The sequence below is a fragment of the Bacillus pfraonensis genome (assembly GCF_050768835.1).
In the GTDB taxonomy this organism is placed as follows: Bacteria; Bacillota; Bacilli; order Bacillales; family Bacillaceae_G; genus Bacillus_A; species Bacillus_A pfraonensis.
This window is the reverse complement of the sequence record NZ_JAHCDO010000013.1, coordinates 108,936-124,183: the sequence shown is the minus strand read 5'-3', so window position 1 is coordinate 124,183 and position 15,248 is coordinate 108,936. Positions and strand designations below refer to the sequence as shown.

Genomic DNA, 15,248 nt, shown 5'->3' with positions numbered 1-15,248 from the left:
AATAGAAAATATATGAAGTTGTTATCGTTCTTCTTTAATCTGCTCAAGCCATTTTTTTTCTTGCTTCGATAACTCACGTTCTTCAAGTAAATCCGGTCTACGCGTATATGTACGGCGTAATGATTCCTTATGGCGCCATTCTTCAATATACTTATGATTTCCTGACATAAGTACATCTGGTACCTTCATACCACGAAAATCAGCAGGACGCGTGTAATGTGGATGCTCCAATAAACCAGTACTAAAAGAATCCTCAATCTGTGAATTCTGATTCCCTAGTACTCCCGGCAAAAGGCGTACAACACTATCTGTAACAACCATGGATGCTAATTCCCCACCAGTTAACACATAGTCACCAATAGAAATTTCATCCGTTACAAGATGTTCACGAATTCGCTCATCATACCCTTCATAATGACCACACACAAAAATAACATGTTCTTCGCTAGCAAACTCTTCTGCCTTTTTCTGTGTAAAGCGTTCTCCTTGCGGGCACATTAACACAACTCTTGGTTTACACTCTGTGTCCTTCGTTAATTCTTCTACAGCATCAAAAATGGGTTGCGGAGTTAAAACCATACCCGCCCCACCGCCGTACGGGTAATCATCTACACTGTTATGCTTGCTTGTTGTATAATCACGAAAATTTACAACCCTAAGCTCCACTGCCTCTTTTTCTTGTGCTTTTTTTAAAATCGAAGATCCAAACACACCAGTGAACATCTCTGGGAATAATGTTAAAATATCAATTTTCATTATAGCAATCCTTCCATTACATGAATGGTTACTAGTTTATTTTCGATGTTAACTTGCAGTACAACATCATCAATGTATGGAATTAAAAGATCTTGCCCTTTCGGACGCTTAATTACCCATACATCGTTTGCACCAGGAGATAGAATCTCTTTAATTGCACCTAGCGGTTCTCCATCCTCTGTTACAACTTTACAACCAATAATTTCATGATAATAATACTCACCTTCAGCAAGCTCGCCCAATTGCTCTTCCGGTACCTTTAATAAAGAACCTTTAAACTTCTCCACTTCATCTACATTGTTATAGCCTTCGAATGTCAATAAATCAAATGTTTTATGTTGACGATGAGAAGTGATTTTTACTGGGAGTGGTTCTGTTCCTCTATCTCCCCATATGTATAACGTATTCCCTACCTTATATCGCTCTTCCGGAAAATCAGTACGAGAAATGACACGGATCTCTCCTCTAACACCATGAGTATTTACAATTTTCCCTACGTTAAACCATTTTGTCATAAACAGCATGTCACCCCTGTTTTCTATATATTTTAAGCATCTCCATTCCATATATGGAACATGCAACTTCTCTTAAAATGTTAAAAAAGGGAGAGGAATAAATCCTCGCCCTTTTCACATTTATTGAATTTCCAGTGTAACTTTTTCATGATTATGATGTCCCACTGAATACAAGAGCATTCGAATCGCCTTTGCAACTCGCCCTTGCTTTCCAATGACTTTCCCAACATCCTCAGGATGTACGGTTAATCGATACTTTATCTCTCCGCTGCAAAGTTCCTGTGTAACCTTTACATCTTCAGGATGATCTACAAGAGGCTTGACGATCGTTTCGATTAACCCTTTCATAGCCATTGCCTCAATTACTTACCTTGTTTAGATAAGTGGAATTTCTCCATGATACCTTGGTTAGAGAAAAGATTACGAACTGTATCAGATGGTTTCGCACCGTTTCCTAACCATTTTAATGCTGCTTCTTCGTCGATTTTCACTTCAGCTGGTTGAGCAACTGGGTTGTAAGTACCGATTTCCTCGATGAAGCGTCCGTCACGAGGAGAACGAGAATCTGCAACAACTACACGATAGAAAGGAGTTTTTTTAGCTCCCATACGTTTTAAACGAATTTTAACTGCCATTTATAAAGCACCTCCGAATTTATTTCACACAGATAATTATATTAGCAAAAAGACTATTGCTTTGTAAAGTATTTTTTCTTAACAGAGCCATCTTTTTTTCCTTACATAAATGGAAACTTCAATCCACCTAGTCCTTTTTTCTTACCTTTTTGCATGCCTGTCATCGTCTTCATCATTTTCTTCATATCTTCAAACTGTTTCAGTAGACGATTGATTTCTTGTACGGTTGTACCGCTACCTTTGGCAATACGTTTTTTACGACTAGCATTGATTATTTCCGGTTGTTCTCGCTCTAAGATTGTCATAGAACGAATAATTGCCTCAATATGCCCAATTTGTTTTTCATCAACTTGTGCATTTTTCAGCCCTTTAATTTTATTTGCACCAGGAAGCATTCCTAGCAATTCATCAAGCGGTCCAAGTTGACGCACTTGTCCAAGTTGCTCAAGGAAATCATCAAGTGTAAACGAAAGCGTACGCATTTTTTGCTCAAGTTCTTTTGCTTTTTCTTCATCAACTGTAGCTTGCGCTTTTTCAATTAATGTTAGAACGTCACCCATCCCTAAAATACGAGATGCCATGCGTTCAGGATGGAACGCTTCAATTGCATCTAACTTCTCACCCATACCAGCAAATTTAATTGGTGTGTTTGTTACTGCTTTAATAGATAATGCTGCACCACCGCGCGTATCACCATCTAATTTCGTTAAAACAACACCTGTTAAACCTAACTGTTCATGGAAGCTTTGTGCAACATTGACCGCATCTTGTCCTGTCATCGCATCGACAACTAGGAAGATTTCATCCGGTTTCGCAACTTCTTTCACTTTCGCTAATTCATCCATTAGGTCTTCATCAATATGCAGACGACCTGCCGTATCGATTAAAACATAATCATGATGATCTTCTTTTGCTTTTGCAATCGCTTGTTTCGCAATTTCAACAGGACTTACTTGATCTCCTAATGAGAAAACAGGCATGTCCAATTGCTTCCCTAATGTTTCAAGCTGTTTAATTGCTGCAGGACGGTAAATATCTGCCGCAACAAGCATCGGTTTACGATTATGCTTTTTACGAAGCAAATTCGCTAGCTTACCTGTTGTCGTTGTTTTACCTGCCCCTTGAAGTCCAACCATCATAATAACAGTTGGTGGCTTATTAGCGACAGCGATTTTACTTTGCTCTCCGCCCATAAGTTCTGTCAGTTCTTCCTGTACAACTTTAATTACTTGTTGTCCAGGTGTCAAACTTTTCATTACATCTTGTCCGACAGCACGCTCAGACACACGCTTTACAAAATCTTTTACTACTTTAAAGTTAACATCCGCTTCTAAAAGAGCAAGACGAACTTCTCTCATCATTTCTTTCACATCGGCTTCAGAAACTTTTCCTTTGCCGCGGATTTTTTGCATCGTCTGTTGAAGTCGGTCGGCTAATCCTTCAAATGCCATATTGCCGCCCTCCTAATCTAATTTTTCGATAGCTTCAACAACTTGTTTCATTTCTTCATTCACATGCTCTTCTTCGCTGATTAGCTGTTTAAGCTTTGCAACAAGTCGCTGTCGCTCTTGAAACTTTTGAAGTAATACTAATTTTTCTTCATATTCTTCAAGCATCGCTTCAGTCCGTTTAATGTTATCATACACGGCTTGGCGACTTACATCAAATTCTTCCGCAATTTCACCAAGAGATAAATCATCTAAATAATAAAGCGACATATAACTTCTTTGTTTTTGCGTTAACAACGATTGATAAAAATCAAATAAATAATTCATTCTCGTTGTTTTTTCGAGCATGTTGGATCATCCTTTGTTAAGTGATTTCCCTTTACATGGATTAGTTTACATGGAGTATAAAAGAGTGTCAAGTTTTTTTCTTAACATCTTATATTTTTTATAAAAAAGAAGCGGGAATACCGCTTCTTTCACTTTATACTTCTTCTTTTTCTACTAAGTTCGCAAATAAACCATACACATATTGTTCTGGATCAAATTGCTGCAAGTCGTCCATTTGCTCTCCAAGTCCAACAAACTTCACTGGTACGTCCATCTCATTACGAATTGCTAATACAATACCACCTTTAGCAGTTCCATCTAATTTCGTTAAAACAATACCTGAAACATTCGTTGCTTCGCGGAATGTTTTTGCTTGACTTAAACCATTTTGTCCTGTCGTTGCATCAATAACAAGCAAAACTTCATGAGGAGCACCGGGAACTTCGCGTTCAATAACACGTTTTACCTTTTCTAGTTCTTTCATTAAGTTTACTTTATTTTGTAAGCGCCCTGCCGTATCACATAGCAAGACATCTACTTTACGTGCTTTTGCTGCTTGAACAGCATCATACATAACAGCTGCTGGATCGGAACCAGACCCTTGCTTAATTACTTCCACACCAACGCGATCTCCCCATACTTCTAGCTGTTCGATCGCTCCTGCACGGAACGTATCCCCTGCTGCTAATAAAACAGACTTACCTTCTGATTTAAACTTATGAGCCATTTTACCAATTGTTGTCGTTTTTCCAACACCATTAACACCAACAAATAAAATAACCGTTAATTGATCTTGCTGCATGTTAATTTCATTACTAAACTCTTCATCACCTTTGTAAATTCCTACTAATTTCTCTGAGATAACAGCTTGTACTTCCTTTGGATCTTGAATGTTACGACGCTGCACTTCTTCTTTCAGCTGATCGATAAGCTCCATTACTGTTGCAACACCAACATCTGCACCAATTAAAATTTCTTCCAATTCTTCAAAGAAATCCTCATCAACTTTACGATAGCGATATACTAAATCATTTACTTTATCCGCAAATGAATTTCTCGTTTTTTCTAACCCTTGTTTAAATTTTTCTGTTACAGTATCTGTTTGTTTTGAAATTTTTTCTTTCAACTTTTTAAAGAAACTCATTCTTCTCATCCTTCCTATTCGCTTGTAACAAGCTCTTCTTCTCCGTCACCTAACCGAACGGACACAAGCTTAGAAACACCTGATTCTTGCATTGTTACCCCGTACAGTACATTGGACTCTTCCATTGTACCTTTTCGGTGTGTAATAACAATAAACTGCGTTTCATCACTAAATTTCTTCAAATACTGCGCGAAACGAGCTACATTCGCTTCATCAAGAGCAGCCTCCACTTCATCTAGTACGCAGAACGGAACAGGCCGTACTTTTAAAATACCAAATAGCAATGCAATTGCAGTTAAAGCACGTTCTCCACCTGACAATAAACCTAAGTTTTGCAATTTCTTACCTGGTGGCTGCGCTACAATATCAATGCCCGTATTTAATAAATCTTGCGGATTCGTCATTACTAAATCTGCTCTTCCGCCTCCAAATAATTCACAGAATACAGATTGGAACTCTGTTCGAATCGCTTGGAATGTGGTAGAAAAGCGTTTTTTCATCTCTTCATCCATTTCTGTAATAACTTGATGTAACGTTGCCTTCGCTTCTTCCAAGTCATCCCTTTGCTCTAGTAAGAATGTATGCCTTTCAGCTACACGTTCATATTCATCGATTGCGCCTAAGTTCACTGTTCCAAGCTCTTCAATGGATAATTTAATTAATTTTACCTTTTTACGCGCATCCTCTGCAGGCATCATCATTGTATATTTCAGTTTTGCTGCTTCAAATGAAATCGTATACGTTTCACGTAAATGTTGCAACCTATTTTCCAATTCAACATCAAGACGATTGATTTTCACCTCTTGATCTTTTAGAATCTCAAGAACATATTTATGTCGCCCTTTTGTTTCTTTTACTTCACGTTCTATATATTCTACCCGTTCCTGCAGAGTTAGACGTTGCTCACGACGAGAACTAATTAATTCTGATGTTTGATTTCGATCGTGCGCTTTCTTTTCAATCATATTGGTAATTTGCTCTTCACCACTCGAATTGGATGTCATTTCTTGCTTTAAGAACGCTAAATCCTCTTTTGTTTTTACAAGCGTTCGCTGCGCTTCTTCTTGTTCTTTCGTTAAGCGATCCACTTTTTCTTTTTGGTTGGACAAACGTTGCTGCTTTTCTGCAGCTTGTACTTTCAGCTCCGTCATCTCCGTTTGAATTTTTTCTTTCGAAGAATGTTGCTCGCTTTTCTGCTTTGTTAAGGCAGCAATTTTTCCATCCAGCTCTGTGATATCTTTTTGAAGACTCGCTAAAATTCCTTCTAACTCTTCTTTACGCCCTTGCATCCTAACTTGATCTTGTAAAAAGCCTTCTATTTCTAAATCATAGATAGACAAACGATCATTAATACGATGCTCTTCTAACTCTAGCTGATTAATTTCTTCTTTTAATTTTTGCTCATCTACGCGCTCTTGTTCTACATCGTAACGTAACTCTTTTATTTTAGCTTCTTTTTCTTGAATTTCTTGTTTTAGCGCTTTAACGAAGTTTTCTAACTTAGAAGTTTTGTCTTCCATTTCAGCAAGCTTCTTACTCCACTCTTCTAATTCTCGCTGACGTCCTAATAAAGAAGATTTCGCTTGTTTTACAGCCCCACCAGTCATAGAACCACCAGGATTCACAACATCGCCTTCCACCGTTACAATACGGTAACGATATTGCAACTGCTTCGCTAACTCATTTGCACCTCTTAAATCTTTTGCAACAACAACCGTTCCTAATAAATTCGAAACTATGTTTTCATATTTATTATTATAATGTACCAATTCTGCTGCGACGCCTACAAACGATGGATGTTGCTTTACCATTCTTAGTTGTTCAAAGGTTAATGACCTTCCCTTAATAACAGCCTGCGGTAAAAACGTTGCACGTCCATGGCGATTTTGCTTCAAAAAGGCAATTGCCATGCGAGCATGCTCTTCTGTTTGTACAACAACGTGTTGCATCGCTGCACCAAGTGCAATCTCCATTGCAATTTCATATTCTTTCGGTACAGTAAGCAGCTCAGCTACCGCACCTTCAATGCCATGTAACTTACCTTCACGGGCCTTCAATACTTCACGTACACCTTGATAAAATCCAGAATAATCCTCTTGCATCTCTTCTAACATTTCTTTTCTAGAACGCGCTTGTTGAACAAATTGATACGCTTGATACAATTTTGTTTCATTTTCACTATATTGCGCCTTACATTTTCCAAGCGCCGCTTCTGTTTTTTGTATATTTGTGATAACGCTTGTAACTTTCTCTTTTACTTGCTCGTAACCCTCTACAAGTTTTGCCTTTTTAGCTGTAATTTGCATACGCATTTGTACATATTTTTCATTTTCTTCATCAAGGCGTTGATTTTTAGAGTTTTGTTGTTTAAATTGTTCCTCAAGCATAGATAGTTCGTTACGATGACTTGCTTGTTGATTTAAAAGTTCAATGTAATCCCCTTTTAAATGCTCAATTTTCTCTTCCAGGTTTTCTGCATATGTAGAAAGAAGTTTCTCATTTTCGTGCAGCTTCTGCTCTAACTCTTTTACATGGTTTGCGAAATTCATGAGTTCTTCCGTACTTGTTTCGATTTCTCCATCATAAACCTTAGTTTTTTCTGTTAACTCAATAATTAACTGTTCAAGCTGGGCACAATGCGTTGTTGCATTTTGTTTTCTTTCCTTTAACAATTCACGCTGTCCCTCTAACTTTTCTAACTCTTTACTAGAAAGAAGGAGGACTTCTTGCAAGGAATCTACAGATTCATCAATTGCTTGCAATTGTCCACGTAATTCCTCGAGCTCTGCTTCACTTTTTTGTAAATGCGTTGACATTTTTACTTCTTCATCTTTATTGTGTCCAAACTGTTTTCTAAGTGCTTCCCATTTTTCATGTAATTCTTCAATTTCATATACAATGAGAGCGGCTTCTACTTTTTCCAGTTCTTCTTTTTTCTCAAGATAGTCTTTCGCAATAGAGGCCTGTTTTTCGAGCGGCTCTACTTGACTACTTAGTTCATGAATAATATCTTGCACACGATTTAAGTTTTCTTGAGTTTCTGCTAATTTACCTTCAGCTTTCTTTTTGCGAAGTTTATATTTTAATACACCCGCCGCTTCTTCAAATACACCACGACGTTCTTCAGATTTACTACTTAAAATTTCTTCTACTTTCCCTTGACTAATAATCGAGAAGGCTTCTCGTCCCATACCAGAGTCCATAAATAAATCAACAATATCTTTTAATCGACAGGACTGTTTATTAATAAAAAAGTCACTATCTCCTGAACGAGAAACACGGCGTGTTACACATACTTCATTATATTCAATCGGCAAACGCTGATCTTCATTATTTAAAGTTAATGTTACCTCTGCAACATTAACTGCTTTTCGCGTATCGCTTCCTGCAAAAATAATATCCTCCATCTTTGCACCGCGTAATGATTTTGCCGATTGTTCACCAAGTACCCAGCGGATTGCATCGGTAATATTACTCTTTCCACTTCCGTTCGGACCAACTACAGATGTTACACCCGGAACAAAATCAACAGATACACGCTCTGCGAAGGATTTAAATCCTGCTATTTCTAATCTCTTTAAAAACACGAAAGGCCTTCCCCCTATTCTCCGTTGTTATAGTCTATATCTGTAAAAACAAGCTACTGCACGGATTCATATTTATCTTTTTATATCCAAATAAAAATAAAGTTTCATTCTATGCACAAGGAATCCCCCTCATGTAAAGGGGGATTCCTTATGATTGTTCTTTTAACTTTTTCAACGCCTCTGCAGCAGCTTGTTGTTCTGCCTCTTTTTTTGACTTACCGCTACCAAGACCAAGAGCCACGCTATTTAGTGTAACACGTGACACAAATTCTCGATTATGAGCAGGTCCTTTTTCTTGCAAAATTTGATACTCAATATTACCGCTACCATCACGCTGAATTAATTCTTGTAATTGACTCTTGTAATCCATCACATGAGAAAAAGCACCTTCATTAATTTTTGGATATACGATTTCTTTTAAGAATCCCCACACTGTATCCAATCCTTGATCAAGATAAAGGGCACCAATAAACGCTTCAAAGACATCCGCTAATAAAGCCGGTCGTTCACGCCCACCTGTCATTTCTTCACCTTTTCCTAATAGAACTAGATTCCCAAATGACAATTCATTCGCAAAGCGGACAAGAGATGGCTCACACACAACAGCCGCACGCAACTTTGTTAGTTCTCCTTCGCTCATTGTCGGATATTTTTGAAACAAATACTGCGATACAGTTAGTTCTAATACAGCGTCTCCAAGAAATTCAAGACGTTCATTGTCTTCATGTGGCTTTTTTCGATGCTCATTCACATACGATGAATGCGTAAATGCTTGAATCAATAATTTTTCGTCTGTAAACGTAATACCTATTTTTTGTTGAAACGTTTTAAAAGCTTCACGATATTTTGTTTCATATTTTTTTTCTCTATATTTTCGGTACGGCATAGGTCCCTCCAGATATAAGCTGAGAAAGCCCCGCTATAAAACGGGACTTCACTCAAACATTATAGATGACTCTCTATGTAAGTCACAGCATCGCCAACAGTAGCAATTTTTTCTGCTTCTTCATCAGAAATTTCCATTTCAAACTCATCTTCTAATTGCATTACAAGTTCAACTACATCTAGGGAGTCTGCTCCTAAATCTTCTTTAAAGCTTGCAGCTGGTACTACTTCTGTTTCTTCTACTCCTAAACGATCCACGATGATTTTCGTTACACGCTCTAAAACATCTGCCATAATTCATTCACCTCCCCTCAAATATTATATTAAATATTTCACAAAAAAACTAGGTGAAATCGTTTCTTTTATTACATTACCATACCGCCATCAACATGCAGAGTTTGTCCTGTAATATATTTGCTGTGATCAGCAGCAAAAAATGTTACAGCATTCGCAATATCTTGCGCTTCTCCAAACTTAGCAGCAGGGATCAATTTCAACATTTCTTCTTTTAAGTTTTCTGCCAGTACGTCCGTCATATCGGTAGCAATAAATCCAGGAGCGATGGCATTTACAGTTATATTTCTACTAGCTAATTCTTTAGCAGACGTTTTTGTCAATCCAATTACACCTGCTTTTGCAGCAACGTAATTCGCTTGACCAGGATTTCCTGTAACACCAACAACAGAAGCAATATTAATAATACGTCCATGACGTTGACGCATCATGTAGCGAGATACGGCTTTCGTACATAAGAATACACCTTTTAGATTTGTATTAATAACTGTATCCCATTCTTCTTCTTTCATACGCATTAATAAATTATCTCTCGTTACTCCTGCATTATTCACAAGAATATCCACTTGTCCAAATGTGTCTACAGTTTGTTTTACCATATTTGCAACATCTTCACTATTAGCAACATCAGCTCTTACTGCGATTGCTTCTGAGCCAAGTTTTTTTATTTCATCGACTACTTCATTTGCTTTTCGCTCATTACCAGCGTAGTTCACTACAACCGTCGCACCTTGCTTCGCTAAATCAATTGCAATTGCACGACCAATCCCGCGTGATGCGCCTGTTACTAATGCTACTTTCCCTTTTAACATCCGCTTTCTCCTCTCAAATTTGAAATGGTATCTTTCAATGTCTCTTCATCATATATCGCATATACTTTCACAGATGGAGCGATTGATTTCATAAGACCAGCTAGCACTTTTCCGGGTCCAATTTCAATAAATGTGTCTACCCCTTGTTCTACCATACGTTCAATCGATGGGTACCATAAAACAGGTGAATAGAGTTGTTCAATTAGCTTTTCTTTAATCTCTGCGCTATGCGTAATACAATCTGCCGTAACGTTTGCAACAACTGGAACATTTGCATTTTGGATTGTAATTTCATTTAAAACACCTTGAAATTTTTTAGCTGCTGGTTTCATTAAGGAAGAATGGAACGGACCACTCACACGGAGCGGAATTGCTCGTTTTGCACCTTTTTCTTTCACTCTTTGAGAAGCGAGTTCTACTCCTTGTTTCGTTCCAGAAATGACAATTTGCTTTGTACTGTTCATATTAGCAATTTGCACAGCATAACCTTCATTTGTTACTTCTTCTGTAACTTGTTTCAGAACATCTGGATCCGCTCCTAAAATAGCGGCCATTGCCCCTTCTCCACTCGGAACAGCTTCTTCCATATACTCACCACGTTTTCTCACAGCATACACAGCATCGTCGAATGTCAATGCTCCAGCTGCTACAAGCGCACTATACTCCCCCAAACTATGTCCTGCCACATAGTCTGGTGTAATATCATATTCTTTCAAAGCTGTTAAAATCGCAAAGCTTGTCGTCAACAATGCAGGCTGTGCATTTGTCGTTAGTGTCAGTTTTTCCTGTGGCCCTTCAAAAATCAGCTCTGAAAGAGACTCCTGTAAAACTTCATCTGCTTTTTGAAATACTTTTGCAACCTCTTTATGATTCTCTGCTAACTGTCTACCCATTCCAACTGCCTGTGAACCTTGGCCCGGAAAAAGAAATGCTAGTTTTCCCATTTCAAATCCTCCTCTTATTGAAGCGGCTCTTTCTCCATTACACTTGAAATTGTAGGAATTACTTCTTTCGCTACCATCTCTCTCGTTTGACGAATCGCACTGAATATCGATTGATCATTAGAAGAACCATGAGCCTTAATGACCGGAGCTTTTAATCCAAATAATGCTGCTCCGCCATACTCCGAATAATCCATTTTATCTTTTAATACCATAAGTTTTGGTTTTAATACTGCTGCTGCTAATTTGCTTGTAAATGAACTCATTAATTGTTCTTTTAGCATAGAGAATAACGCAAGTGCTGTTCCTTCTAATGATTTTAATGCTACATTTCCAGTAAAACCATCACATACAACTACATCTGCTACACCTTGTAGTAAATCTCTTGATTCAACATTTCCAACAAAGTTAATCGGTGCATCTTTTAACATAGCAAATACTTGTTTTGAAAGATCGTTTCCTTTACCATCTTCTGTACCAACATTTAAAAGGCCAACACGTGGATTTTGAATCCCTCTTACTTTTTCAGCGTAAACAGAACCCATAACCGCGTATTGATATAAATGAATTGGTTTTGCGTCGACATTCGCTCCAACATCTAGCATAACAAAGCCTTCTCCATCAACAGTTGGCATTGTGGGTGATAAAGCAGGTCGTTCAATCCCTTCCATCCGTCCTACCACAAACAATCCAGCAGCCATTAAAGCTCCTGTGCTGCCTGCTGATATACAAGCATCTGCTACACCTTCCTTTACTTGCTGTGCTGCAAGTACCATTGAAGCTTGTTTTTTACGGCGAACAGCTCTTACTGGCTCGTCCGTCGCTTCAATCATTTCGTCTGTATGAAGTATAGTAATACGCTCTTCATTTGTTAAATGCTGACGAATTTCCTCTTCTTTCCCTACTAGGGTAATATGTAAATCCGAATATTCCTTAATAGCTTTCATTGCTCCTAATACAACTGCTTTTGGAGCATGATCGCCGCCCATTGCATCTATTGCGATTTTCATAAATTGTTACCTTCCTCACTATAATTACTAGATCGATACATTTCAAAAGTGCCTGAAAAAACAAGTTCTTCGCCAACAAAGCTACGCACTTTGACAACCGTCCGACCTTTATCATTCTCCACATCTTCAACGCGAGCTTTAGCAATAACGCGTTCTCCTAATTTTACAGGACGAATATATCGAATGGTAGACTTTGCAGTTAAAGCTAGCTCTTCATCAATAACCGCAACAGCTAGTGAGTTTGCTTGGGCAAATAAATGATGCCCACGTGCAATTTGATTTCTTTTAAATACATGCTCTATTTTTACTTCAAAAATAGAAATAGCGTGTCTATCTAATTCTATATCAATAATTTCACCAACAACCTCTTCTAACGGTAAAGACTTTACATCTTCTTCATGCTGCTTCGTCGCTACATGCTTAATCCGCTCTCGTAGTTCAGGAATAGATAATTCCATACGATCCAGGCGAACTGTTTGTATGCTCACTTGAAACTGCTCTGCCAACTCTTCATCCGTTATGAACGGGTTCGCTTCTATTGTTTGCTGTAATACTAATTGTCTTTCTTTTTTGTTTCTTCTTTTTTTCATACCGCACCATCCATTTTTATGACTAGGTACTAACAGTAGTATATAATCATTAAAAGTAGAATGCAACAAAAAATTTCGCACATTCGACTTTTAATCAAGCTTTTCTCCTTGAAACACACCTGTTCCTTCAAGATACACGCGAAGCGGCGCATACTGCTCGTTATGCCAAAACGCTTCTGAATCAACCAGTATGGCTGCATCTTGTCTCGCTGTTTCCAACGCTCGATAATCATGTACCATATCAGCTACCTTAAACTCTGGCAGACCACTTTGTTTACTTCCAAAGAAATCTCCAGGACCTCGTAACTCTAAATCTTTTTCCGACAATACAAATCCATCATTTGTTTCCGTCATAATGCGCATTCGCTCTTTTCCAGTTTCCGATTTCGGATCTGCAATTAATAAACAATACGACTGCTCACTTCCACGACCAACACGTCCTCGAAGCTGATGCAATTGTGATAAACCAAAGCGCTCCGCATCATAAATTACCATTACGGTTGCATTTGGTACGTTAACACCAACCTCAACTACCGTTGTCGAAACAAGAATTTGCACTTTATTTTCACTAAATTGCTCCATTACATCTTCTTTTTCTTGAGAAGATAGACGTCCGTGCATTAATCCAACCTGAAATTTCCCTTGATAGTGATGCAACAGCATACTATGCAAATCAATTGCATTTTGCACATCAAGCTTCTCAGATTCTTCAATAAGCGGACAAATGACATAAGCTTGCCTCCCCTTCTTCACTTCCTTTTCTACGAAGCCAAGGACACGCTCTAACATATCATGTTTTGCCCAATACGTTTCAATCACTTTACGTCCAGCTGGCATTTCATCAATAATAGAAACATCCATCTCTCCAAAAGCAGTAATCGCCAATGTACGAGGAATTGGTGTCGCCGTCATAAACAGCACATCTGGACTTTCACCTTTCTCCCGTAAAACGCGGCGCTGCGCCACACCAAAACGGTGTTGTTCGTCAGTAATAACAAGTCCAAGCCTATGGAAAATGACCTCATCCTGAATTAAAGCATGTGTCCCAACAAGAATATCTATTTCTCCTTGTTCAAGTTTTGCTAAAATCTCACGACGACGTGCCCCTTTAACTGAACTTGTTAATAATTCTACAGTCATATTAAAATGAGAAAATGTCTCTGCTAGCGATTGATAATGTTGTTCAGCTAAAATTTCTGTAGGAACCATTAACGCACCTTGATAATGTGCAAGTTTTGCTGCATAAAGAGCAATTGCAGCTACGACCGTTTTTCCCGATCCAACATCCCCTTGTAATAACCGATTCATCCGGTACGGGGACTGCATATCTTTCATAATCTCAGAAACAACGCGGCGCTGCGCACCAGTAAGTGGAAATGGAAGTGCATCAATGAACTCTTCTAATTCTTTCATTGAAATCTCCTTTTTCGTTCCCTTCGAACTCTCTCTTTCCATTTTACGAAGAGCTTGCATTTTGAGCTGAAATAAAAAAAATTCTTCATATACAAATCGACGACGCGCCTGCTTTAAATCTTCTTGACCAACCGGGAAATGCAGTGCCCGAAGAGCTTCATATCGTGGCAACAACTTGTAACGACTCAGTAAACCATCTGGCAATACTTCAGTTATGGAGTTACCGTATTCTTTTAAAGCTTGCGCAATAAAACGACGCATTTGTTTTACTGTTAATTTCCCTTTTACTGAATACACAGGTTCCACTTCTTGTTGACGTACGACTGGACCAAAGTGAAGCTCAGACACGGAAATCGTTTGACGATGCTGATCCCATTTACCAGTAATCGCCACCGTTTCATCAAGCTTCAATTTTTGCTTATAATACGGTCTATTAAAACATACAGCCGTAATTAAATACCGACCAACAAGTATACGAACAGTAAGACGCGATTTTTTCTTCCCGTAGTATTGTAATAGAGGAGCACTATGTACCTTCCCTTCCACTGTTACACGCTCTTCATGCTTCACTTCTGCCAAATCTTTCATCGCGTAATCTTCATAACGGTACGGAAAATGCTCTAATAGATGGGAAACTGTATAAATTCCCATCTCATGTAATAATTCAGATGTTTCTTCCCCGACTCCCTTTACATCCGTAACAGGAATTTGTACAACTTCATTCAAGATTTTCACGCTCCGTCACATCATTTTTCTTTATTTCATCCTCGTTTAATCTTGCGGAATTATTTTCACATGTAATACATAGCAACTATCTCAAGTTCTATCTTAATTGCAATCGTTCTCTTCCACCTGTTCTATTCTATCATAGGCATTCGAAAGGAAACTACT

15 protein-coding genes are annotated in these 15,248 nt (G+C 38.3%); all 15 read right to left on the bottom strand.

Annotation, left to right across the window (positions count from 1 at the left end; translation table 11 throughout):
- Nucleotides 1-21: 21 nt before the first annotated feature.
- Entirely contained in the window at nt 22-756 is a 735-nt protein-coding gene (gene trmD, locus KFD70_RS14340; protein WP_336452013.1) for a tRNA (guanosine(37)-N1)-methyltransferase TrmD, read from the bottom strand.
- The gene (gene rimM / locus KFD70_RS14335) at nt 756-1,271 is read right to left on the bottom strand and encodes a ribosome maturation factor RimM (protein ID WP_336452014.1); all 516 of its coding nucleotides are present in this window, start codon (nt 1,269-1,271) and stop codon (nt 756-758) included. The genes trmD and rimM overlap by 1 nt, the downstream gene beginning before the upstream one ends.
- 120 nt (nt 1,272-1,391) lie before the next feature.
- A complete protein-coding gene (locus KFD70_RS14330) occupies nt 1,392-1,619 on the bottom strand; it encodes a KH domain-containing protein (protein ID WP_174101817.1) in 228 nt (75 codons plus the stop codon).
- A gap of 14 nt (nt 1,620-1,633) precedes the next feature.
- Nucleotides 1,634-1,906, bottom strand: coding sequence for a 30S ribosomal protein S16 (gene rpsP, locus KFD70_RS14325; RefSeq protein WP_000268748.1), 273 nt, complete (start codon nt 1,904-1,906; stop codon nt 1,634-1,636).
- A 101-nt stretch (nt 1,907-2,007) separates the two neighbouring features.
- Nucleotides 2,008-3,357: a signal recognition particle protein gene (gene ffh, locus KFD70_RS14320; protein WP_336452015.1), complete on the bottom strand. Its 1,350-nt coding sequence runs from the start codon at nt 3,355-3,357 to the stop codon at nt 2,008-2,010.
- Nucleotides 3,358-3,369: 12 nt separating this feature from the next.
- On the bottom strand, nt 3,370-3,702 hold the full coding sequence (locus tag KFD70_RS14315) for a putative DNA-binding protein (RefSeq protein WP_000891062.1): 333 nt from the start codon (nt 3,700-3,702) through the stop codon (nt 3,370-3,372).
- A gap of 133 nt (nt 3,703-3,835) precedes the next feature.
- Nucleotides 3,836-4,825, bottom strand: coding sequence for a signal recognition particle-docking protein FtsY (gene ftsY / locus KFD70_RS14310; protein ID WP_174101814.1), 990 nt, complete (start codon nt 4,823-4,825; stop codon nt 3,836-3,838).
- A gap of 14 nt (nt 4,826-4,839) precedes the next feature.
- The gene (smc, locus tag KFD70_RS14305) at nt 4,840-8,412 is read right to left on the bottom strand and encodes a chromosome segregation protein SMC (RefSeq protein WP_336452016.1); all 3,573 of its coding nucleotides are present in this window, start codon (nt 8,410-8,412) and stop codon (nt 4,840-4,842) included.
- Between the two features lie 148 nt (nt 8,413-8,560).
- The gene (gene rncS / locus KFD70_RS14300; protein WP_336452017.1) at nt 8,561-9,298 is read right to left on the bottom strand and encodes a ribonuclease III; all 738 of its coding nucleotides are present in this window, start codon (nt 9,296-9,298) and stop codon (nt 8,561-8,563) included.
- A gap of 59 nt (nt 9,299-9,357) precedes the next feature.
- Entirely contained in the window at nt 9,358-9,591 is a 234-nt protein-coding gene (gene acpP / locus KFD70_RS14295; protein WP_000786063.1) for an acyl carrier protein, read from the bottom strand.
- Nucleotides 9,592-9,662: 71 nt separating this feature from the next.
- A complete protein-coding gene (gene fabG, locus KFD70_RS14290; protein ID WP_336452018.1) occupies nt 9,663-10,403 on the bottom strand; it encodes a 3-oxoacyl-[acyl-carrier-protein] reductase in 741 nt (246 codons plus the stop codon).
- Nucleotides 10,397-11,347 carry an ACP S-malonyltransferase gene (gene fabD / locus KFD70_RS14285; protein ID WP_336452019.1) on the bottom strand — a complete coding sequence of 317 codons (951 nt, stop codon included), beginning with the start codon at nt 11,345-11,347 and terminating at the stop codon, nt 10,397-10,399. The genes fabG and fabD overlap by 7 nt, the downstream gene beginning before the upstream one ends.
- Before the next feature lie 14 nt (nt 11,348-11,361).
- On the bottom strand, nt 11,362-12,354 hold the full coding sequence (gene plsX / locus KFD70_RS14280) for a phosphate acyltransferase PlsX (RefSeq protein WP_336452020.1): 993 nt from the start codon (nt 12,352-12,354) through the stop codon (nt 11,362-11,364).
- Nucleotides 12,351-12,944, bottom strand: a complete 594-nt coding sequence (gene fapR, locus KFD70_RS14275) for a transcription factor FapR (RefSeq protein ID WP_336452021.1) — start codon at nt 12,942-12,944, stop codon at nt 12,351-12,353. The genes plsX and fapR overlap by 4 nt, the downstream gene beginning before the upstream one ends.
- Before the next feature lie 90 nt (nt 12,945-13,034).
- Nucleotides 13,035-15,083 carry an ATP-dependent DNA helicase RecG gene (gene recG, locus KFD70_RS14270; RefSeq protein WP_336452022.1) on the bottom strand — a complete coding sequence of 683 codons (2,049 nt, stop codon included), beginning with the start codon at nt 15,081-15,083 and terminating at the stop codon, nt 13,035-13,037.
- Between the last annotated feature and the right edge of the window lie 165 nt (nt 15,084-15,248).